16 protein-coding genes are annotated in these 21,081 nt (G+C 72.1%); 12 read left to right on the top strand and 4 right to left on the bottom strand.

All coding sequences use genetic code 11. From position 1 onward, the window contains the following. The first annotated feature begins 49 nt into the window (after positions 1-49). Positions 50-2,068: a glycoside hydrolase family 26 protein gene (locus tag Phou_RS14405; protein WP_173056513.1), complete on the top strand. Its 2,019-nt coding sequence runs from the start codon at positions 50-52 to the stop codon at positions 2,066-2,068. Here Phou_RS14405 and cysC read toward each other — a convergent pair. Next, entirely contained in the window at positions 2,025-3,554 is a 1,530-nt protein-coding gene (gene cysC / locus Phou_RS14400; RefSeq protein ID WP_173056512.1) for an adenylyl-sulfate kinase, read from the bottom strand. The genes Phou_RS14405 and cysC overlap by 44 nt on opposite strands. Before the next feature lie 189 nt (positions 3,555-3,743). Then, positions 3,744-4,274: a DM13 domain-containing protein gene (locus Phou_RS14395; protein WP_371872124.1), complete on the bottom strand. Its 531-nt coding sequence runs from the start codon at positions 4,272-4,274 to the stop codon at positions 3,744-3,746. A gap of 77 nt (positions 4,275-4,351) precedes the next feature. Between Phou_RS14395 and Phou_RS14390 the strand changes: the two genes are divergently transcribed. From Phou_RS14390 to Phou_RS14345, 10 genes are all read left to right on the top strand, one after another. Then, positions 4,352-5,044 (top strand): B3/B4 domain-containing protein, encoded by a 693-nt coding sequence (locus tag Phou_RS14390; RefSeq protein WP_173056510.1) that lies wholly within the window; start codon positions 4,352-4,354, stop codon positions 5,042-5,044. An 81-nt stretch (positions 5,045-5,125) separates the two neighbouring features. Continuing rightward, the gene (locus Phou_RS14385; protein WP_173056509.1) at positions 5,126-6,040 is read left to right on the top strand and encodes an ABC transporter ATP-binding protein; all 915 of its coding nucleotides are present in this window, start codon (positions 5,126-5,128) and stop codon (positions 6,038-6,040) included. Then, positions 6,033-6,899: an ABC transporter permease gene (locus Phou_RS14380; protein WP_173056508.1), complete on the top strand. Its 867-nt coding sequence runs from the start codon at positions 6,033-6,035 to the stop codon at positions 6,897-6,899. The genes Phou_RS14385 and Phou_RS14380 overlap by 8 nt, the downstream gene beginning before the upstream one ends. Continuing rightward, positions 6,896-7,807 (top strand): ABC transporter ATP-binding protein, encoded by a 912-nt coding sequence (locus Phou_RS14375; RefSeq protein ID WP_173056507.1) that lies wholly within the window; start codon positions 6,896-6,898, stop codon positions 7,805-7,807. Before Phou_RS14380 ends, Phou_RS14375 begins: the two co-directional genes overlap by 4 nt. Continuing rightward, entirely contained in the window at positions 7,808-8,524 is a 717-nt protein-coding gene (locus tag Phou_RS14370; RefSeq protein ID WP_173056506.1) for a DUF2705 family protein, read from the top strand. Positions 8,525-8,860: 336 nt separating this feature from the next. Continuing rightward, positions 8,861-8,971 carry a keywimysin-related RiPP gene (locus tag Phou_RS14365; RefSeq protein ID WP_173056505.1) on the top strand — a complete coding sequence of 37 codons (111 nt, stop codon included), beginning with the start codon at positions 8,861-8,863 and terminating at the stop codon, positions 8,969-8,971. 171 nt (positions 8,972-9,142) lie between these two features. After that, the gene (locus tag Phou_RS14360) at positions 9,143-10,993 is read left to right on the top strand and encodes an asparagine synthase-related protein (protein WP_173056504.1); all 1,851 of its coding nucleotides are present in this window, start codon (positions 9,143-9,145) and stop codon (positions 10,991-10,993) included. A gap of 9 nt (positions 10,994-11,002) precedes the next feature. Next, positions 11,003-11,260, top strand: coding sequence for a lasso peptide biosynthesis PqqD family chaperone (locus Phou_RS14355; protein ID WP_218579023.1), 258 nt, complete (start codon positions 11,003-11,005; stop codon positions 11,258-11,260). A 6-nt stretch (positions 11,261-11,266) separates the two neighbouring features. Continuing rightward, positions 11,267-11,683, top strand: coding sequence for a lasso peptide biosynthesis B2 protein (locus Phou_RS14350; protein WP_173056503.1), 417 nt, complete (start codon positions 11,267-11,269; stop codon positions 11,681-11,683). Between the two features lie 8 nt (positions 11,684-11,691). Further along, positions 11,692-13,425 (top strand): ABC transporter ATP-binding protein, encoded by a 1,734-nt coding sequence (locus Phou_RS14345; protein ID WP_173058374.1) that lies wholly within the window; start codon positions 11,692-11,694, stop codon positions 13,423-13,425. Between the two features lie 13 nt (positions 13,426-13,438). Here the strand turns inward: Phou_RS14345 and ppc are convergent, their stop codons facing one another. Both ppc and Phou_RS14335 read right to left on the bottom strand, forming a co-directional pair. After that, on the bottom strand, positions 13,439-16,219 hold the full coding sequence (gene ppc / locus Phou_RS14340; RefSeq protein WP_173056502.1) for a phosphoenolpyruvate carboxylase: 2,781 nt from the start codon (positions 16,217-16,219) through the stop codon (positions 13,439-13,441). Positions 16,220-16,295: 76 nt separating this feature from the next. Beyond that, on the bottom strand, positions 16,296-17,282 hold the full coding sequence (locus Phou_RS14335; RefSeq protein ID WP_246273550.1) for an ABC-2 transporter permease: 987 nt from the start codon (positions 17,280-17,282) through the stop codon (positions 16,296-16,298). Between the two features lie 144 nt (positions 17,283-17,426). On the opposite strand from Phou_RS14335, the gene mfd reads away from it, so the two are divergent. Beyond that, positions 17,427-21,041, top strand: coding sequence for a transcription-repair coupling factor (mfd, locus tag Phou_RS14330; RefSeq protein WP_173056501.1), 3,615 nt, complete (start codon positions 17,427-17,429; stop codon positions 21,039-21,041). Positions 21,042-21,081 lie beyond the last annotated feature (40 nt).

The following is a 21,081-nucleotide window of genomic DNA, read 5'->3' as shown; positions in this document are numbered from 1 at the left end:
GACGGCACCACCCCGCACACCCGTCACGTGGTTTTCGGGAGGTCTTCCCATGGCCAGAGCGCACATGTTGGGCATGACCGGAATCGCGGTCGGCGCCACGGCTCTCGCGGTGCTGATCGGCTACGCCGGAGGTCAGCTCGGGAGGGCTCCTGACCAGCGGATCACCGCGTCCGAGGACACGTTTGCCAGCACGAGCGACCCGCACAGCCGCGCCGGCGCGGGTGCCGAGCTCATGGCCGGCGGGATGGGCGGCGGCGCGGCGGTGACGTTCCTGAAGTTCACCGTCAAGGGGCTGCGCGGCGGCAAGGCGCCGGCCCGGGCCGAGGTGCGGCTGAGCCGGCGCGCGGGCGAGCTGCCCCGCCGCATCGAGCTGACCCGGGTGCCCGCGACCGACTGGCGCGAGGGCACGCTCAACGCGCGCACCGCGCCGCAGCTCGGCACGGTCGTGGCGAGCGCGGCTCCGGGGCCGCACGACGGCAGCGTGGTCTTCGACGTGAGCCGGGTGATCCAGCGCGAGGGGACGTACGCCTTCGCGGTGACCGCGCCGGCCGGCGACGGCTACGCGAGCTTCTGGGCCAACGAGGGCGTGCCGCCGATCAATTCGCTGGTACGCCCCACGCTGTGGCTCTCCTGGATCGGCAAGGTCATGCCGTGGGGCACCTCGCCGCCGGCGATCCCCACGCCCGCGATCCCGACGCCAGCCATCCCGTCGCCGTCGCTTCCGGCCACGGGCGCGCCGGCCGCGGATGACGCGTCCCCCTCGGTCGACCTGCCGGCCGATGACATCGACCTCGATGACGTGCCCGCCGTGCCCTCGCTGCCGGGGATGCCGCCGCTGCCTTCGCTGCCCGGCGTGCCGACAATGCCGGGGATGCCCACGCCGCCGTCCATGCCGGCGCTGCCCTCGACGCCGGGCCTGCCGGTCCTGCCGCCGCTGCCGGGAATGCCGACCGTGCCGGCCACGCCCACGCTTCCGGCTACGCCTACGGTGCCGGGCACGCCCACGCTGCCGGCGTCGCCCACGCTGCCGACTGCGCCGACGGGCGCTCCGGCCAGCCCGGTCACGCCGTCACCCACGCCGCCGAGCGACCCCGACCCGAGCTGCGCCACGGACGCCAAGCTCGTGCCGAGCTGCGGGGTGCTGTGGGGCGTGGCACCGGGCGCGCACACGGACACGCCGCGCGGACAGGCGCTGCGGGAGTTCGAGCAGAAGACCGGGCGCCAGCAGGCGATCTACCACGCGTACCACCGGGGCCAGGAAAACTTCCCCACCGCGGAAGAGATCGAGATCGCGCGTGACCGGGTGCTCTTCCTGAACTGGAAGCCGCAGGGCGCGACCTGGGCGCAGATCGCCAAGGGGCACCCGGCGACGGAGGCGTACCTGGACAAGCTCGCCGGCCGCATGAAGAGCTCGCTCACCGAGCCGTTCTTCTTCACCGTGCACCACGAGCCGGAAAACGACGTGGACCCGCGCGCCGGCTCGGGACTCACCGCGACCGACTACGCGGCGATGGTGCGCCACGTGCTTACCGGGCTCCGCGAGCGGGGAGTGTCCAACCTGGTCTCGGTGATGAACTACATGGCGTACGTGCCGTGGAACACCCAGCCGTGGTTTGAGAGCCTCTACCCCGGCGACGACGTGATCGACTGGATCGCCTTCGACGCCTACGCGTACAGCGAGCGCGGCGAGTACGGCTTCGGCGACTTCGCCGAGATGCTCAACCGCCGCTCCAGCAGCCAGCCGTCCTGGCCCGGCTTCTACGACTGGGCCGCCGAGCGGCACCCCGACAAGCCGCTGATGCTCGGCGAGTGGGGCGTCTGGCACCACGCCACCAACCCCGGCCACCGCGCCGACTTCTACGGCTCGGTCGCCAAGCAGATGCCGCTCTTCCCGCGGATCAAGGCGATGGTGTACTTCGACACCCCCGCCGACCAGCGCGGCCGTGACTCCCGTGTGGACCGCACGCAGGACGGGCTGACCGCCTACCGCGACCTGGGGCAGCAGCGCACCTTCCAGGTGCGGGTCAGGCCGGCTGCAGGCGCGGCTCGACCCACCCCGTCTCCGTGAGGTGCTGCAGGACGACCTCCACCGCTTCGTCGATCGACATCTCGCTCGTGTCGAGCACAAGGTCGGCGTCGGTCGGCACCTCGTACGGATCGTCGATCCCGGTCATTCCCCTGAGCTGGCCGGCGCGCGCCTTCGCGTAGAGGCCCTTGCGGTCGCGCTGCTCGCAGGTGGCGAGCGGAGTCGACACGTACACAAGGATGAAGCCGGCGCCCGCCTCGTGGGCGAGCGCGCGGGCGGTGGCCCGCGCGTTCGCGTATGGCGCGATCGGGCAGCACAGCGCCATCCCGCGGTGGCGGGCCACCTCGGCGGCGACCCAGCCGATGCGGCGCACGTTGGTGTCGCGGTCTTCCCTGGTGAAGCCGAGGCCCTTGGTCAGCTCGCGCCGCACCACGTCGCCGTCGAGGAGGGTGACCGTGCGGTCGCCGCTCTCCCGCAGCGAGTCCGAGACCCCGCGGGCGATGGTCGACTTGCCCGAGCCGGACAGGCCGGTGAAGAAGACGACGAGGCCGCGGTGGCGGCGGGGCGGGCGGGCCCGGGACAGCTCCTTGGCGACCGCCGGCGGGGTGTGCCACTCCGGCAGCGGGAAGCCGCGGTCGAGCAGGTCTTCGATCTCCTCCGGGCGCAGCGCCAGCCGGCGGTTGCGCGGCGGGATGTCATCGCGCCATCGCCACTGGCCGTCGCGGTTGTCATACGCCAGCTCGCGCGGCACGAGCACCCGCGGGCCGCCCCCGGAGAGCATCTCGCCGGTCGACAGCAGGTGGGTCACCCCGTAGGCCGCGGCGACCCTGGCGCGCAGCAGCGCGTCGCGGATCTCGTCGCCGCGCCGGGCCAGCGGCACCGCGACCAGGGTGGCGGGAGGCATGCGGTCGCGGGCGGCGAACACGGCCCGGACCAGCACTTCGGGCGGCAGCCCGTCGGGGCCCTGGTCGGCGACCGGGATGAGGATCAGCAGGTGGGCGGCGAGGGTGCGGGCCGCGTGCGCGATCTGCGCCAGCTGCGGGCGGTGCAGCGGCCGGTCGGCGATCACGCCGAGCACCCGGCCGGGCGGCAGGAGGGACTTGACCTCCTCGGGCGTGCGCCGCAGCCGCTGGAACGGGCCGTGCCCGCCATCGCCCAGCCGCCGCACGGCTCCGCCAATGCCGTGGCGCCCCTCGCGGGTCGGCCAGGCGTCGGTGACGTCGACGGCGGCCACCGGGGCACCCTCGAGGTCGGTCAGCACGAGTGCGCGCTGGAGCGGGTTTTCCAGGTCGAGGTCGCGGATCAGCTCGCCGGGGACCTCAAGGGTCACCGGGACGGGCCATGGGGTGCCGTCGGCAAGGCGTCCACGCCGGGCCAGGCCGGACAGATCCGCGCGGCCGAGGAAGCCGGTCAGTGGCGTGTACGCCCCGGAGAGAAGCAGCTCGAGGTCGGCCAGCTCAAATGAGCGCGGCGTGTAGGCCGGCGCGTCGCGCAGCACCTCGTCGGGCATCACCCACCCGTTGCTCATCCCACCCCCAACGGCGAACAGGCTCACAGTTTCTCAGCCGTCCGCTCATCGGTCGAGAGTGCCACGGCTCTCCGGCGTCTGCTACCGGACGCAGCGACGATACCGGTACGTGACGAGCTTCGTCCCCCTACTCCACCGCAGGGTGTATGGGCATCGACCAACTACACTCGGTGCCCGTTCGCTGAGTCCCTAGACAGGTCGCAGGGTGGCGGCGCCGAAGGACACGGAGAAGCGCTTGCACCAGATGGCGACGCTGCCGAGCCGGTCGAGATCGGTGCCCGCGGGGATCGCGTAGGCCTGGTCGCCCTTGTTGCCCTTGAGCCGCCCGAGCTCCAGCCACTGGCCGTCGTCGAAGACCCGCCAGCCCGCGGTGCCCTCCTTGACCGGCTGGTCGCTCAGCCAGACCCGGAGGTCCGGCCCGTTGGAGGTGTCGAGGGCGACGAGCTCGAGGCGGTGCGAGCCGTCCGGGTTCCGGATGATCCGGGCCGTGCCCGAGGTGTCGTGCTCGTGGGTGATGAACATGCCCTGCCGCACCACGCTCGGTCCTTCCGGCGTGGCGCTCCCGGTGGTGGCCGGTGGTGCCGGTGTCTCGGCGACCGCCAGCGTCTCGTCCACCTCTTTGTCGGTGACGAGCTTCCACGGCTGGAACCAGTACAGGCCGGCGACCCCGCCGACGGCGAGCACGGCCAGGACCACCCAGGTCAGCGGCTTTCGGAGCATGCCTTCAAGTACACCGCCCATACCGGCCGGACGACCCTTATGAAACTGTTACCGCGCGCGGTCAGTATTATGACCGGATGGTGCAGCAAGGTGACCAGTGGCTGGGCAGCGCGTACGTGGCGCCAGAGGTGTTCGCCCTCCGGCCCGACTACCGGGCGCTGCTGATCCTGGCCGACGGGCTGATCCCGGGGCCGAGCGACGAGGTGACCGAAAAGCTGCTGCACGCGGCGGAGGAGCGGGCGCCCGCCGACCACCCGCACGTGGAGGCGTGGCGGGAGGCGTTCCGGGCGTTCGGCGCCAAGCCGCAGCGCACCCGGCCCAGCGTCGACGCGTTGCTGCGCCGCGTGCCGCAGGGGTTGCCACGGGTCGACCGGCTCACGGACGCGTACAACGCGGTGTCCGTGCTGCACGCCCTGCCGATCGGCGGCGAGGACGTCGACCGGTACCGAGGGCCGCTGCGGCTGGTGCGCGCGACCGGCGACGAGCCGTTCGACACCATCGTGGAGGGTCAGCCGGCCGTGGAGCGGCCCAGCCCGGGGGAGGTGGTCTGGCGCGACGACGAGGGCGTCACCTGCCGCCGCTGGAACTGGCGCCAGTGCGTACGCACCCGCCTCGGCCCGACCACCACACGGGCGGTGTTCATCCTCGACGCGCTCGGGCCGATGGACGGCGCGGCGCTGGCCGAGGCGGGATCGGCGTTGGTCGACGCGCTCCGCGCCACCAGCCCTGGGGTACGGCTGGAGAGCCGCACGCTACAACCGACGGCATAGGCCCGTCGGGTGAGACCCTGAGGACAGGTCCAGGGTTACGCCCGATACCTGCGGCCACGCTCGGTTACCTACGCTGACCGCGTGACCCTCATTGCGACCGAATCGCTCACCAAGACCTACGGGGGTCGGGTGACAGCGCTGTCCGACCTGACGGTCAGCGTCGAGCCCGGCATCGTCGGGCTGGTCGGAGCCAACGGTGCGGGCAAGTCCACGTTGATCAAGATCCTCTTGGGCCTGCTCGTCCCCACCAGCGGTCGGGTGCGCGTGCTCGACCTCGACCCCACCGTCGACGCGGCCGCCGTCCGGGCCCGCGTCGGCTACATGCCGGAGCACGAGTCGCTCTCGCCGGACCTGTCCGCCGCCGAGTTCGTCACCCATCTGGGGCGGATGAGCGGCCTGCCGCGCACGGCGGCCCGTGAGCGCGCGTCGGAGGCGTTGCGCCACGTCGGGCTGTACGAGGAGCGCTACCGGCAGATCGGTGGCTACTCGACCGGCATGAAGCAGCGCGTGAAGCTCGCCCAGGCGCTCGTCCACGACCCCGACCTGCTGCTGCTCGACGAGCCGACAAACGGCCTCGACCCGGCCGGCCGCGACGCCATGCTCGCGCTGATCCACCGGATCGGCACCGAGTTCGGCATCTCGGTGGTGGTCTGCTCGCACCTGCTCGGCGAGGTCGAGCGGATCTGCGACTCGCTGGTCGCGATCGACGGCGGGCGGCTGCTGCGCTCGGACAACATCGCCGCGATGACCACGGTCACCGACGTGCTCGCCGTCGAGGTGAGCGAGGGCATCGACGAGCTCGCCGCCCGGCTCGACCTGCTCGGCCTCAGCGTGCGGCGCGACGGCCGCCTGCTGCTCGTGCCGCTGGAGGACGACGCGACGTACGACCGCATCCTGACCGCGGTGGCCGAGCTCGACCTTCCGCTGCACCGCCTCGACCAGCGGCGCCACCGCGTCGCCGAGCTCTTCGCGACCCGGGAGGTGACCCATGTCTGATGCCGCGGGTGTCATCCACGACATCGGATACCAGCGTTACGCCGGGCCGCGCCTCGGCCGGGGGTACGTGTTCACGTCGCTGTACGTGCACGGGCTGCGCACCGCGTTCGGCCTCGGCCGCAGCGCGAAGGCCAAGATCTTCCCCTGGTTCGTGCTCGGCGTCGTCTTCCTCACCGGCGTGGTCCTCGCCGCGGTGCGCGCGCAGGTCCCGGACGCCGGGGTCACCTACCGCGCGTTCGTCGACATGATGGCCTGGTTGGTGATCTTCTTCGTGGCCGTCGTGGCGCCCGAGCTCGTCTCCCGAGACCTGCGGGCCGGCGTGCTGCCGCTCTACTTCTCCCGGCCGCTGCACCGCGCCGACTACGCGTACGCGAAGCTGGCCGCCCTGGCCACGGCGGTGTGGATCCTGCTCGGCGCGCCCCAGATCCTGATGTTCCTGGTGGCCGCCTTCTCGGCGGACAGCATGAAGCAGTTCTGGACCGAGGTCGGCGACGTCGGGCCCGGGCTGCTCTACGCGGCGATGTGGGCCGCCCTCTTCGCCGGCATCGGGCTGCTCGTCGCGTCGCTGACCGGCAAGCGCGCCTTCGCCGCCGGCGGCATCGTCGCGGTGTTCCTGATGACCACGCCGATCGTCGGCGTGATGTCCGTGATGCCCTCGCAGACGCTGAACGAGCTGGCGCTGCTCTTCAGCCCGTCGAGCCTCGTGTTCGGGGTCGGGATATGGATCTTCGGCACCGTCGAGGGCGACACCGACACCATCGGCCCGTTCGGCCCCGTCTACCTGCTGGTGCTCATCGGCCTGGTGGCCGGCTGCGTCGCCCTCCTGCAGGCCCGCTACCGGAAGGTCGCATCCTCATGAGCGACGTCACGCTGGATGGTGTCTCCCGCTGGTACGGCAACGTGGTGGCGGTCAACGACGTCACCATGACCCTCGGCCCGGGGGTGACCGGCCTGCTCGGGCCGAACGGCGCCGGCAAGACCACCGTCCTGCACATGATGGCCGGCTTCCTCGCGCCGTCGCGCGGCACGGTCAGCATCGACGGCGAGCCGACCTGGCGCAACCCGAACGTCTACAAGCGACTCGGCCTGGTCAGCGAGCGCGAGGCGGTGCACGACTTCCTGACCGCCCGCGAGTTTCTGCTGGTCAGTGCCCGCCTGCACCGCCTGCCCGACCCGGAGGCGGCGGCACAGCGGGCGCTGGAGCTGGTCGAGATGACCGGCGCGCAGGACCGGCGCATCGGCACGTACTCCAAGGGCATGCGGCAGCGCACCCGCGTCGCCGCGGCCCTGGTGCACGACCCGCAGGTGCTGCTGCTCGACGAGCCGTTCAACGGCATGGACCCGCGCCAGCGGCTGCACATGATGGAGCTGCTGCACAAGCTCGGCGAGGCCGGCCGCACGATCCTCTTCAGCTCGCACATCCTCGAAGAGGTCGAGCAGGTCTCCGGCACGGTGCAGGTGATCGTCGCGGGCCGGCTGGCCGCCTCGGGCGACTACCGCGCCATCCGCCGCCTCATGTCCAACCGCCCGCACGTCTTCGCCGTCCACTCGACGGACGACCGGCGGCTCGCGGTGGCCCTGATGGGGCAGGCGTCGGTCACCGGCGTCGAGATCGACCGCACTGGCCTGACCGTGCGCGCCGGCGACTACGGCAGCTTCACCCGCGCGCTACCCAAGATCGCGCTCGCCGAGGGCATCCGCGTGCGGCGGCTGCTCCCTTCGGACGAATCTTTGGAAAGCGTCTTTTCCTACCTCGTGGAGGCCTAGGTGGTAACCCAGACGATCGCGTGGATCACCGCCCGCGGCCTCTTCGGTCGCCGCCGGTTCCTCCTGCTCATCCCGCTGCCACTGCTGGTGATCGGCCTGGCCGTGCTGAGCCGCGCCTTCGGCGTCGCACCGGAAAACTGGGCCCAGCCGGTCCTGGTCGGCCTCGGCCTCGCCGTGGTGTTGCCGGTGATCGCCCTCATCGTCGGCACGGGCGTGCTCGGGTCGGAGATCGACGACGGCACGATCGTGCACATCCTGACCAAGCCGCTGCCGAGATGGCAGATCGTGCTCCCCAAGCTGGTGGTGGCCACCGCGGTCACGGCCGTCACCGTCGCCATCTCGCTCTACGTGGCGGGCGTCCTCGCCCATTCGGTACGCCTGGGCCTCGGCCTGGCGGCGGCCGGGCTTGTGGGTTCGCTGGCGTACTCGGCGCTGTTCATGCTGATGAGCCTCGCCACCCGCCGCCCGGTCCTGCTCGGCCTCGTCTATGTGCTGGTGTGGGAGGGCCTGCTGGGCAACTTCGTGTCCGGCACCCGCGTGCTCTCCATCCAGCAGTACGTGCTGACGATCGCCGACAAGATCGCCCCGACGGGCCTACTCCAGTCGAAGGTCTCACTGCCCGTAGCCATCATCATGTCCGTGATCTTCGTGGTCGGCTTTACGGTGCTGGCGATCGACCGGCTCCGCTCCTTCTCGGTGGCCGGCGAAACCTCCTAGGCAATAACCTGGCTCGGCCGTGGTCCGCGGCCTGGACGAAAAGCGCGCCTGTCGCCATTCGTCCAGGCCGCGGGCTCGTGCTCAACAACCGCCTCACGACGGTTTATGATCGACGGTGAATCGAGTTCAGTAGATTGGCCATGGTCACAAGGGGTTGGCTCGAATTCACTCGTGACTGTGAATGGCATTGCTCTCCGGCGTTTGCGCGACATAGCGTTCTCAATGACGGATATCGGAGGCGCAAATCATTTTGTCACCGCAGGGATTCGGTGGCGATGATTAATCCCTTGCGCGCTTGCATCTGTCTCATCATTCGCCGTTGAGAGGAGCACAGAAATGCGCAGGTACGAGCGTCCGACCCTCACGAAGCAGGGTGACTTCCGGGCCGAGACCGGCATCGGCGCGCACGGCCCGAAGGACCTGCTGGGCGGCAAGCAGCTGCTCTGACCGGCCTGGCTCGCCGGCACCAGCATGTGTCTGGGCCGGCGGGAACGGTCAGCCGGGTGGGCCGCGCGGAGCATGCCGCGTGGGCCCGCCCGGTCCGCCAGCCGATTGCCACGGTGCCGGCCCGCGGAAAGTACGTCCAGCAGCCGTCCGTCCACCTTGGAGGGTCGCTCTATGCCACCAGTCGCTGTCCTCGCGATGCTGGAGAGCTGGTTCATCGCACTGCCCGACACCGCCGCCGCTGACACCGTGGCCCGCTCCGTCCAGCCGTACGCCACCCGGGCACTCGACCACCCCTCCGGCCGTCCATGGCTGCTCGGCCGGTGGTCGGACGAAGAGGTCGCGTTCGCCACCGCCGGCACCGCCGCCCTCGCCGTCCTCGGCGAGCACACGCTGGCACCTGAGGAGCTCCAGCCGTCCGTCGAACGCCTGGCCCGATCCGGCGTCGATCACCTCGATCGCGCGGGTTCACCGCACTGGCCCGGCAGCTACCACGTGCTCGCCTCGGCGGCCGGCCAGCTGCGCGTGCGGGGCGGCGTGAGCGGGCTGCGCAGGGTGTTCGTCGGCACGGCCGGCCAGACTCCGGTGGTGGCTGACCGCGCCGACGTGCTCGCGGCGCTGACCGGTGCCGAACTGGACCCGGACCGGGTCGCGGCGCACCTGCTCGACCCGCAGACGCTGCACCCGGTCACCGGCAAGCCGGTCTGGCGCGGCCTGACCGAGGTCGCCGGTGGGCACCACGTGACCGTCGGCCCCGACGGGTCAGCCCGCTCGGCCCGATGGTGGTCACCACCCGAACCGGTCGTACCGCTGGCCGAGGGCGTGCGGGAGCTGGCCGACGCACTCACCGCGGCGGTGGCGGTGCGGGCACACGGTCGCTCGATCGTCACCTGTGACCTCGGCGGCGTGGACTCCACGGCGGTGTGCTCCGTCGCCGCGCGACTCGGCGGCGCCGAGGTCGTCGCCTTCACCGTCGACGTGCGGGACGCGCTAGCCGACGACACCGAGTGGGCCCGGCATACCGTTGCCGGCCTTGGCATCCAGCACCACACCGTGCACTCCGGTGAAATGCCGCTGACCTACGCGGGCGTCGACCGGATGACCGACATTTGGGACGAGCCCTGTTACACCACCGTCGATCGCGACCGCTGGGTCGCGGTGATCCAGCGGGCCGCCGACCACGGCTCGGCCGTGCACCTCACCGGCATCGGCGGTGACGAGCTCCTGCACGGCTCCACCGCCTACTTGCACGAGCTCGCGCGCCGGCGGCCGCTGCCCGCCCACCGGCTGATCCGTGGCTTCGCCGCGAAATACGGTTGGCGGACCGGCAGGGTGCTGCGGCAGTTGGCGACGAACCACTCGTACGGCGACTGGCTGCGCCGCGTCGACGCTCACCTCACCGCCGCGCCACCGCTGTTGACGGAGCCCATGCTCGACTGGGGCAGCGAGCCGCGGCTGCCGCCGTGGACGACGCCCGACGCCGTCGCCGCCGTGCGCGCGCTGCTCCGGGCCGAGGGCGGCGAGGCCGAGCCGCTCAGCGCGCACCGCGGGCAGCACCGGGAGCTCGCGGCCATCGGTCTTGTGTCGCGGATGACCCGCCAGCTTCAGCAGCTCGCCGCCGAGCGCGGCGTGCGGTACACCGCGCCGTACTACGACGACCTGGTCGTGACCGCGGCGCTCTCGGTGCGGCCCGAGGAACGGGTGACGCCGTGGCGGTACAAGCCGTTGATCAGCGAGGCGATGCGCGGGATCGTGCCCGAGGCTTCCCGCACCCGGGCCACCAAGGCCAACGCGATGGTCGAGGAGGAGATGGGACTGCGGGTCCACCGGGACTCGCTGCTCGCCCTCTGGGAGGACTCGTCGCTGGCCCGGATCGGGCTCATCGATGCTCGGGCGCTGCGCGAGCTGTGCTCCCGTCCACTGCCAAAGCACCTGCAGATGGGCGTGCTGCACCAGACGGTCGCCGCCGAGGTGTGGCTGCGCTCCGTCGAACGTGTCACGAACCGTACGGCCGTCGTGTCCTGAGGAGTGGTCATGGGCTTGAAACTGCGCAGCGGAGTGCTGGTCACCGACACCGACTACGGCGCGGTCCTGCTGGACGAGGAGAGCGGCGCCTTCTGGACCCTCAACGAGACCGGTGTCGCCGTCGTGCGCGCCATAGCCGAGGGCGGCGACGCAGAGGCGGCCGTCGCTGCCCTCAGCCGCGAGTTCGACGTCGATCGGGCCACTGCCGAGCACGACGTCTCGTGCCTGGTCAGTGAGCTGTGCGCCTCGGGCCTGATGGAGCGGTAGCGCGCCATGTCGATGCCAGAGGCGATCTACTACGACCCCCGGTCGGTACCGCTGCCCACGCGGCTCGCGGCGCGCACCGCGGTCGCGGCGGCCCGGCTGCTCGCCCGGCGCCCACCGCGCCAGATCCGGCGTGTACTCACCCGTCTGCGCCGCGGCGCCGTGCCGTCCACGCGCGAAGAGGTGCTCGCCGCCCGGCAGGCGGTGACGGCGGTCAGCCTTGTGTGCGCGGCCCGCGAAGGCTGCCTGCCCCGCTCGCTGGCGGTGGCGCTCCTGTGCCGGATGCGCGGCGGGTGGGCGGCGTGGTGCGTCGGCACCCGGCGGCTGCCCCCGTTCGCCGCGCACGCGTGGGTGGAAGTCGACGGCGCACCGGTCGGTGAGGAGTTCCCCGCCGACTACTTCCGCCCGCTCTTCACCGTGGCCTAGGGGTGGGCGTGCGCTCCGCCGGTGCCCGCGACCGCGCCGGCTGGCGTGAAGCGCTGCGCCTGTTGCGCGGCCACTACCGGTGGCTGACGTTGGCGGTCGTGCTCGGGGTGGGTGCCACCGGGTGCGGATTGGTCCAGCCGTTGCTGGTCCGGCGCACTGTCGACGCGACGGCCGGCGGCGCCTTTCCCGCCGGTCCGGTCGCTCTCCTGGTTGCCCTCTTCCTGCTCCAGGCGGGCGCTCTCGGCGTGGCCCGCTACGCACAGGCACAGGCAAGCGAGGCGGTGACGCTCGAGCTGCGGCGGGCGGTGACCGAGCACCTGCTGCGGCTGCGGATAGCCGTCTTCGACCGGTACCGTGGCGGTGACCTGATCGCGCGGGCCACCGGTGATCCCGCCGTGATCCGCACGCTGGTCGCGGAGAGCGTCACGAACGCGGCATCCGGCGCCGTCGGGCTGGTGGGCCTGGTGGCCGTGATGGTGTGGCTGGACTGGACGCTCTTCCTCGTGGTCGCCGTGCTGATCGGGGTGGCGCTGCCGGTGCTGCTGGCCGTCGTCCGGCGGATCCGGAGCGCGTCTGCCGTCGCGCAGCGGGCGGAGGGGGAGCTGACAGCAGATCTGGAGCGCGCGCTGTCCGCGATCCGGTCGGTCCGGGCCAACCGTGCCGAACGAGTGGAGGGCGACCGCATCTTCGCGCGGGCCAGCCAGGTGTGTGCGGCGCGCCTGCGGATGGCCCGGCTGGATGCCGGCGCGGGTTCGGTCAACGACCTCGCGCTGACCGGCTCGTACCTCGTCATACTGCTGATCGGCGGCGCTCGGGTGGCAGGCGGCGCCAGCACCGTCGGTGAGCTGGTGGCCTTCATGCTGTACCTCACATACCTCACGACGCCGGTTGGCGCGATCTTCCAGGCGGTCAGTGCGGTGCAGCAGGGCGCCGGCGCGCTGTACCGGGTCAACGAGGTGCTCGCGCTGCCCCGCGAGCCGGCGGCCGTCCGCGCGCCGGCGCCGGTGGCCGGTGTTGACGGCAAACCCCGGCCCTGCCTGCTTGAGTTGGAGGACGTGTGGTTCGGCTACGAACCCGGACGCCCGGTCCTTCGTGGACTGTCGCTGCGCGTGCCCGAGACGGGCCAGGTGTCGCTCGTCGGCCCGTCCGGCTCGGGCAAGTCCACCGTCTTCGGCCTGATCGAGCGCTTCTACGAGCCGGATCGCGGCCGCCTGCTGTACCGCGGCCGGGACGCGAGGCAGATCCCGTTGGACGAGTACCGCGGGGCGATCGGCCTGGTCGAGCAGGACTGCCCCGTGCTGGCCGGTACGTTGCGCGAAAACCTTACCTACTCCGGCTCACCGATCGACGACGACGACCTGCGGTGGGCGCTGGCGATGACCAACCTGACCGGCCTGGTGCGGCGGCTTCCCCGCGGCCTCGACGCGGAGGTCGGCGAGCATGGGCGGCTCCTGTCCGGCGGGGAACGCCAGCGGCTGGCGATCGCCCGTTCGCTGCTGGCTCGGCCCGCGTTGCTGCTGCTCGACGAGCCCACCGCCCACCTCGACCCGGCCAACGAGGCGGCACTGACCCGTACCATCCGCGAGGTGTCGCGGATCTGTGCGCTGCTGGTCATCACCCACCGCCCCGCGACCGTGCGGTGCGCCGACCGGGTCGTGGTCCTGCGCGACGGCGCCGTCGCCAACGAGGGCCGGCCGGACGAGCTGCTCGCGGCGGGGGCGGCGTGGGGGAGCGCAAGCTGACCCCGTGGGCTGGTCAGCCGGTGTTGCGCATGCCCGCGGCGATGCCGTTCACAGTGGTCAGCAGGGCCCTCTCCAGCGCGGTCCCGTCGCCGGGTGCCCGCCGGGCTCCCGGAGCTGTCGCCACCGCGCGCGCCGCCGCGCCCGAGTCCCGGTACTGGCGCAGCAGTGCCACCTGCAGGTGGTGCAGCGGCTCCAGGTAGGTGTCGCGGACGGCGAGCGTGCGCTCCAAGACCGGCTGGCCGTTGAGCAGTGCCGACTCGCCGGTGATGGCGAGCACCTCCTGGACCGTGAGCGCGTACTCGGCCTCGATCTTCCCGAAGATCGGGCGCAGCTCTTCCGGGACGAGCGTCTCCACGTAGCGGCGGGCGATCTTCAGGTCGGTCTTGAAGAGCATCATCTCCACGTTGGAGAGGAAGGTCCGGAAGAACTGCCAGCTCGCGTGCATCTCGGCCAGCACGTCCGCCAGGCCGGCCTCGCGGGCCGCGGCCAGGCCGGTGCCCACGCCGTACCAGCCGGGGACGATCTGGCGGGACTGGGTCCAGCCGAACACCCACGGGATGGCGCGCAGGCCGCTCAGCCCGGCACCCGTGTTGGGGCGCTTGGCGGGGCGGGAGCCGATGTTGAGGGCGCCCAGCAGCTCGGTGGGCGTGGAGGCCCAGAAGTACGCCGGCAGGTCCGGGTCTTCGACCAGCTCGCGGTACGCCTTGAAGGCCGCCGCGGACGTGGTGTCCATCGTGGAGTCCCAGCGGATCAGGGCATCCGTGGAGACGCGCGAGGTGGTGTGCAGCAGAGTGGCCTGGAGGACCGCGGCGACGGTCAGCTCCAGGTTTTCGCGGGCCAGCGCCGGCAGCGTGTACTTGTCGGAGATGACCTCGCCCTGCTCGGTGACCTTTATGGCACCGTCGAGGGTGTTGTACGGCTGGGCCAGGATCGCCTCGTGCGTCGGGCCGCCACCGCGACCGACGGTGCCGCCGCGGCCGTGGAAGAGGCGCAGCCGCACGCCGTGGCGGGCGGCCACGTCGCGCAGGGCGCGCTGGGCGCGGTGGATCGACCACTGTGACGTGGTGATGCCGGCTTCCTTGTTGGAGTCGGAGTAGCCGAGCATGACCTCCTGCACGTCGCCGCGGGCGGCGACCAGCGCGCGGTACGCCGGCAGCGACAGCATCTCGTCGAGCAGCTCGCCACCGGCGTCGAGCTCGGCGGGCGTCTCCAGCAGCGGGACGAAGCCGATGCGGGCCTTGTGGCTGTGCACGTCGATCAGGCCGGCCTCGCGGGCCAGCACCGCCGCGGCCAGCACGTCGTCGACGCCGAGGGTCATCGAGATGATGTACGACTCGACGACCTCCGGGCCGAAGCGCTGCTGCGCCTCGCGGATCGTGCTGAAGACCTCGAAGGTGCGCCGCGTCGACTCGCTGAGCGGGGTGTCCAGGCTGGACAGTGGGCGCCGGCCGGTGAGCTCGTCGGAGAGCAGCTTGGTGCGCTCGGCGCGGGAGAGGGTGTTGTAGTCGGCGACCTCGCCGATCCGCGCGTACATCTGGGCGAGCACCGCGTGGTGTGCCTCGGCGTGCTCGCGCACGTCCATCGTGGCCAGGTGCAGGCCGAACGCGGCCACCGTGCGGATCACCGACGCCAGCCGGCCCACGGCGGTGAGCTGGCCGGAGTTGCGGGCGAGCGAGGCGCGCAGCAGCTCGAGGTCGGCCAGGAGCTCGTCGGAGCCGCGGTAGTCGCGCCCCGGCACGTGTGCGGTGCCCTGGCCAAGCCGGCGCCGCGTGTTGGCCAGCTTGGCCTTGATGCAGCGGGCCTTGAGGCGGTAGGGCTCCTCGGCGTTGGTGCGCCGGAAGCGCTGTGTCACCTCGGGCAGCGCGTCGAGGTCCTTGGCCAGGCTGGCGGAGAGGTCGAGCGACACGCCGCGCAGCCGGCGGGACACCGAGACCTCGTTGATCAGCGCGTCCATGGCCGCCTCGGTGGCCTGGATGCCGTGCTCGTGCTGGATCATGAGCACGTCGCGGGTCACCCGTGGCGTCACGAACGGGTTGCCGTCGCGGTCGCCGCCGATCCACGTGCCGAACGTGAGCGGCCGCGCCGTCGGTGCCGTCTCCACGCCCAGCGTGCGCAGCGTGTCGGTGAGGTCGTCGAGCACCTGGGGCGCCGCGTCGGAGTAGAGGTCGCGCAGGTAGTAGACCGCGTTGCGCGCCTCGTCGGTGGGGTCGGGGCGGTCGAGGCGCAGCTCGTCGGTCTGCCACAGCAGGTCGATCAGCTCGGCGAGGCGGCGCTCGGTCTGCGGGGACTCGGTCGCGCCGTACAGAATCGCGTCGGCCGCCTCGGCGTCGAGCTCGTCGGCCACCGCGCGGAGCTTGGAGAGGATCGAGCGGCGGGCCGCCTCGGTGGGGTGCGCGGTGAAGACAGGGCGCACCGCCAGCCGCCGCGCCGCTGCCGCGATCTCGTCGGTCGGCACGCCCCGCTCGGCGATGAGCTTGGCCGCCTGGTCCAGCCACCCGCCCTGGGTGGCCCGCTGGCGCCGCAGGTCGCGGGCGCGGTGCACCTGCTCGGTGATGTTGGCCAGGTGGAAGTACGTCGAGAAGGCGCGGGCCAGCTGGGTGCCCGTGGTGACGTCCATCGTGCCCAGCCGCGTGGCCGCCCGCTCGGCGTCGGTGCGCACCAGCGCGCGGATCTCCTCGACCAGGTCGAGCAGCGGCGGACCCTCCTGCCGCGCGAGGGTCTGGCCCAGGAGCGTGCCAAGGCGGCGGATGTCTGCGCGGAGCGCCTGGTTGGGATCGTCGGCGTGCTCGGTCACCGTGCGCTCCTTACGTGAGTACGAAGGACGGCGCTGTCCGACAAAAGGATGTTACCGACGCCACGTTGCCACCTGGTCAAACTGGTGAGTCATGTCTCAGAGTCCGGCCACGTACCGCGGCTGCCGCCAGCAGTACCCCCACACCGGCCGCGGCCCACACGGCGAGCGCGGTGATCGGCCAGCCGGCCGCCTTGCGGTCGAAGTACACCACGGACTTGACGAGATCGGTGCCGAGTCCGGGAAGGTTCCACCGGTGCATCCCCCGGAAGAGGGCGGGCAGAAACTCCGGCGGATAGATCCCGCCCGAGCCCGGGTTGCCCAGCACGACGAACAGGAAGATCACCAAGCCCGTGCCGAACAGGCCGAGCCACCCCTGCACGGCCGACGCGACGAGCCCCGAGGCGAACGTGACGAGTGCGCCCGCGATGGCGATGCCCGGCCGGTGCGCGGTGAACACGTCCAGCACCGGGCCGGTGATGATCGCCCCGGCCGTGCCCAGCAGCGCGGCGAAGATCGCGAGCACGCCGATCCGCAGCGCCGCGTCGTCAAGGTCGGCGGGGACGGTCCCGGTCGTGAGGCCGAGCACGGTGGCGGCCAGATAGCCGCCCAGGACGAGACCCACGACCAGGTAGAACGGCACCAGCCCGCGGGGGTCGCCGCCGGACGTGGGTACCGCGTCCGCCACCGTCAGCGGCACCTCGCCGGTTGCCGCCGCCGCGGTCGTGGCCTGCGTGATCAGGTCGGTCGCCATCGGCCCCGAGGCGCTCGCGGTGGTGAGCGTGAGGCCGGGCGCGCCGCCCGCGTCGGTGGCGGCCAGCACGGCGTACACCTTGCGGCGGGTCAGCGCGTCCGCGGCGGCCGCGCCGTCCGGGTACTCGATGGCCTTGAGCTGCGGGCGCAACGCGGACAGCAAGGTGGCGGCGGTGCTGTCGCCGCGCACCACGCCGACCGGCACGTCCCGCGGCGTGGGCTGGTGCAGCGCCCCGGCGTAGGACCAGACGAAGGCCGCCGCCACCGCCAGCGTGCCGAGCAGCAGTGCGCCCGTTTTGCTCCATTTGCCCACGCATGACTCATACCAGATGCGCCCGTCCCGCGTGGTCGTTCACCCGCGTATCGCCAGGCGGGCGGAGAGCTAGGCTGGTGTGACACCCCCCGTCCGGTCCGGGCGCGGGGCCTTCGTGCGTGCCCGCAACCCAGGAGGCCTCTCATGAAGCTCGCCGGTCTGCTGCCCGCCGCTCTCGGCGACCCGGCGCTGGCCCGCGTCCGGGACCGGGCCAGGGGTGGCGGGTCCGACGGGCTCGACCTCACCGCGCCCGCGGCGCTCCGGCCGTTCGTCGTGGCGACGGTGACGGCGGACGCCGACGCGGGCGGGGCGCAGAAGCCGGTCCTCGCCGTGACGGCGACCAGCCGGGAGGCGGACGACCTGGCGCTCGCGCTCGGCAGCCTCCTGCCGGCGGACCAGGTGGCGGTCTTCCACTCCTGGGAGACGCTGCCGCACGAGCGGCTGTCACCGCGTTCGGACACGGTGGGGCGGCGGCTGGCGGTGCTGCGCCGGCTCGCCCATCCCGAGGGCAACCCGCTGCGGGTGGTCGTCGCGCCGGTGCGGTCGGTGCTGCAGCCGATGCTCAAGGGGCTTGGCGACCTCGAGCCGGTCGAGCTGCGGCCGGGTGCGGAGGCGGCGCTGGAGGACGTGGCGCGGCGGCTGACCGACATGGCGTACTCGCGGGTGGACCTGGTGACCAAGCGCGGCGAGTTCGCGGTCCGCGGCGGCATCCTGGACATCTTCCCGCCGACCGACGAGCACCCGTCGCGGGTGGAGTTCTGGGGCGACGAGGTCGAGGAGATCCGCACGTTCGCGGTCGCCGACCAGCGGACGATCGAGGCGGTACAGCAGCTGTGGGCGCCGCCCTGCCGGGAGCTGCTGCTGACCCCGGACGTGCGGGAGCGGGCGGCCGAGCTGGCGGTCAAGCACCCCGAGCTGGAGGAGATCCTCGAAAAGCTCGCCGAGGGCATCCCGGTCGAAGGCATGGAGTCGCTCGCCCCGGCCCTGCTCGACGGCACCGACAGCATGGAGCTGCTGGTCAACACGATGCCGGCGGGCACGCACGTGCTGCTGTGCGACCCGGAGCGGATCCGGACGCGGGCGCACGACCTGGTCCGTACCTCGGCGGAGTTTCTCGAGGCAAGCTGGGCCGCGGCCGCCGTCGGAGGCCAGGCCCCGGTCGACCTCGGCGCCGCCGCCTTCCGGACCCTTGCCGAGGTACGCGCGGTCGCCGGCGACCTCGGCCTGCCCTGGTGGACGGTGTCGCCGTTCGGCCTCGGCGAGTCGGAGGTCGCGGCGCCCGAAGCGTTGCCATGGGAAGACCCGCTGCCCGAGGTGACGGTGTCGCCCGACCTCGCCGACGCGGTCACGGTCGCGGCGCAGGCGGTGCCGCTTTACCACGGCGAGACCGCGCGAGTGGTCGACGACCTCAAGCGGTGGTCCGGCGACGGCTGGGCTGTCGCGCTTGTCTTCGAGGGGCACGGGCCGGCCCAGCGGGCCGTCGAGGTGCTGCACGACGCCGGGCTCGGCGCCACGATGGTCGAGTCGATCGACGCCCCGCCGCGTCCCGGCCAGCTCCTGGTCAGCTGCGGCGAGCTCAACCACGGCTTCCTCGACGAGGTGGCACGCCTCGCCGTGATCACCGGCAACGACATCACCGGCGGCCGCGGCGCCTCCACCCGCGACATGCGCAAGATGCCCAGCCGGCGGCGCAACACGATCGACCCGCTGGAGCTGCGGGCCGGCGACTTCGTCGTGCACGAGCAGCACGGGATCGGCAAGTACGTCGAGCTTGTGCAGCGCACCGTCAACGGCGCGTCCCGGGAGTACCTGGTCATCGAGTACGCGCCGAGCAAGCGCGGCCAGCCCGGCGACCGCCTCTTCGTGCCGACCGACCAGCTCGACCAGCTCTCCCGCTACGTGGGTGGTGAAAACCCGGCGCTGCACAAGATGGGCGGCGCGGAGTGGCAGAAGGCGAAGGCGCGGGCGCGCAAGGCGGTCCGCGAGATCGCCGCGCAGCTGATCCAGCTCTATGCCGCCCGCAAGGCCTCGAAGGGGCACGCGTTCGGCCCGGACACGCCGTGGCAGCGCGAGCTGGAGGACGCGTTCCCGTACACGGAGACGCCCGACCAGCTCGCCGCCATCGAGGAGGTCAAGCAGGACATGGAGCAGCCGACCCCGATGGACCGGCTGATCTGTGGCGACGTGGGTTACGGCAAGACCGAGATCGCGGTACGCGCCGCGTTCAAGGCGGTCCAGGACGGCAAGCAGGTGGCGGTGCTGGTGCCGACCACGCTGCTGGCGCAGCAGCACTACAACACGTTCACCGACCGGATGGGCCAGTTTCCGCTGGAGATCCGCCAGCTGTCCCGCTTCCAGACGCCGAAGGAGACCGAGCAGACGCTGGGCAAGGCGGCCGACGGCAGCGCGGACATCGTGATCGGTACGCACCGGCTGCTGCAGACGTCCACCCGCTTCAAAAACCTGGGCATGGTGATCGTCGACGAGGAGCAGCGCTTCGGCGTCGAGCACAAGGAGTACCTCAAGCAGCTGCGCACCGCCGTCGACGTGCTCACGATGTCGGCCACCCCGATCCCGCGCACGCTGGAGATGGCGATCACCGGTATCCGGGAGATGTCCACGATCGCCACGCCGCCGGAGGAGCGGCACCCGGTGCTGACGTTCGTGGGGGCGTACGACGACAAGCAGGTCGCCGCCGCCATCCACCGCGAGCTGCTCCGCGACGGGCAGGTCTTCTACCTGCACAACCGGGTCGAGTCGATCGACCGGGCGGCACGCCGGATCCGCGAGCTGGTGCCCGAGGCGCGGGTCGCGGTGGCGCACGGCCAGATGGGTGAGGACGCCCTGGAGAAGGTCATGGTCGGCTTCTGGGAGAAGGAGTACGACGTCCTCGTCTGCACCACGATCGTCGAGTCGGGCATCGACATCCCGAACGCGAACACGCTGATCGTCGAGCGGGCCGACCTGCTCGGCCTCGCGCAGCTGCACCAGATCCGGGGCCGGGTGGGGCGCGGCCGCGAGCGGGCGTACGCGTACTTCCTCTATCCCCGCGACAAGCCGCTGACCGAGCACGCCCACGAGCGGCTGGCCACGATCGCGCAGCACACCGAGCTGGGCGCGGGCATGTACGTGGCGATGAAGGACCTGGAGATCCGGGGTGCCGGCAACCTGCTCGGCGGCGAGCAGTCCGGGCACATCGAGGGCGTGGGCTTCGACCTGTACGTGCGGATGGTCGGCGAGGCGGTCCAGCAGTTCAAGGGCGAGCGGCCGGCCGAGGAGGAGGTCGACGTCAAGATCGACCTTCCGGTGGACGCGCATCTGCCGCACGACTACATCGGGGTGGAGCGGCTGCGCCTGGAGATGTACCGCAAGCTCGCCTCGGCCCGCACGGCCGCGGAGCTCGACGAGGCGGTCGTGGAAATGCGCGACCGCTACGGCGAGCCGCCCGCACCCGTCGCCAACCTTGTCGCGGTCGCCCGGTTCCGGCTGGTCGCCCGGTCGTACGGCCTCACCGACGTCTCGGTGCAGGGCAAGCACCTGCGCTTCGCCCCGCTGGCGCTGCCCGACTCCAAGCAGCTGCGGCTCAAGCGCTACCACCCGGACGCCGTCTACAAGCTGGCGGCCGAGCAGGTCAGCGTGCCGCGCCCGAGCACCCGCCGGATCGGCGGCGAGCCGCTGCGCGACCAGGCTCTGCTGGAGTGGTGCGTGCAGCTGCTCAAGGACGTGCTGGGCGATCCGCCCTCGCGGAGCGAGAGCTAGCATGGCAGACCCCGTACCGGCCGCTGTGAGGAGCGCGTGA

Origin of the sequence: Phytohabitans houttuyneae (assembly GCF_011764425.1) — a bacterium.
Lineage (GTDB): Bacteria > Actinomycetota > Actinomycetes > Mycobacteriales > Micromonosporaceae > Phytohabitans > Phytohabitans houttuyneae.
The sequence above is the reverse complement of the archived record's forward strand: the minus strand, read 5'-3'. Positions and strand labels throughout refer to the sequence as shown.

What these genes read in the sequence shown, in the direction of transcription:
- Phou_RS14405 (WP_173056513.1), top strand. Translation starts at nt 50, where the DNA reads ATGGCCAGAGCGCACATGTTGGGCATGACCGGAATCGCGGTCGGCGCC.
- cysC (WP_173056512.1), bottom strand. Translation starts at nt 3,554, where the DNA reads ATGAGCAACGGGTGGGTGATGCCCGACGAGGTGCTGCGCGACGCGCCG.
- Phou_RS14395 (WP_371872124.1), bottom strand. Translation starts at nt 4,274, where the DNA reads ATGCTCCGAAAGCCGCTGACCTGGGTGGTCCTGGCCGTGCTCGCCGTC.
- Phou_RS14390 (WP_173056510.1), top strand. Translation starts at nt 4,352, where the DNA reads ATGGTGCAGCAAGGTGACCAGTGGCTGGGCAGCGCGTACGTGGCGCCA.
- Phou_RS14380 (WP_173056508.1), top strand. Translation starts at nt 6,033, where the DNA reads ATGTCTGATGCCGCGGGTGTCATCCACGACATCGGATACCAGCGTTAC.
- Phou_RS14375 (WP_173056507.1), top strand. Translation starts at nt 6,896, where the DNA reads ATGAGCGACGTCACGCTGGATGGTGTCTCCCGCTGGTACGGCAACGTG.
- Phou_RS14365 (WP_173056505.1), top strand. Translation starts at nt 8,861, where the DNA reads ATGCGCAGGTACGAGCGTCCGACCCTCACGAAGCAGGGTGACTTCCGG.
- Phou_RS14360 (WP_173056504.1), top strand. Translation starts at nt 9,143, where the DNA reads ATGCCACCAGTCGCTGTCCTCGCGATGCTGGAGAGCTGGTTCATCGCA.
- Phou_RS14355 (WP_218579023.1), top strand. Translation starts at nt 11,003, where the DNA reads ATGGGCTTGAAACTGCGCAGCGGAGTGCTGGTCACCGACACCGACTAC.
- Phou_RS14350 (WP_173056503.1), top strand. Translation starts at nt 11,267, where the DNA reads ATGTCGATGCCAGAGGCGATCTACTACGACCCCCGGTCGGTACCGCTG.
- mfd (WP_173056501.1), top strand. Translation starts at nt 17,427, where the DNA reads ATGAAGCTCGCCGGTCTGCTGCCCGCCGCTCTCGGCGACCCGGCGCTG.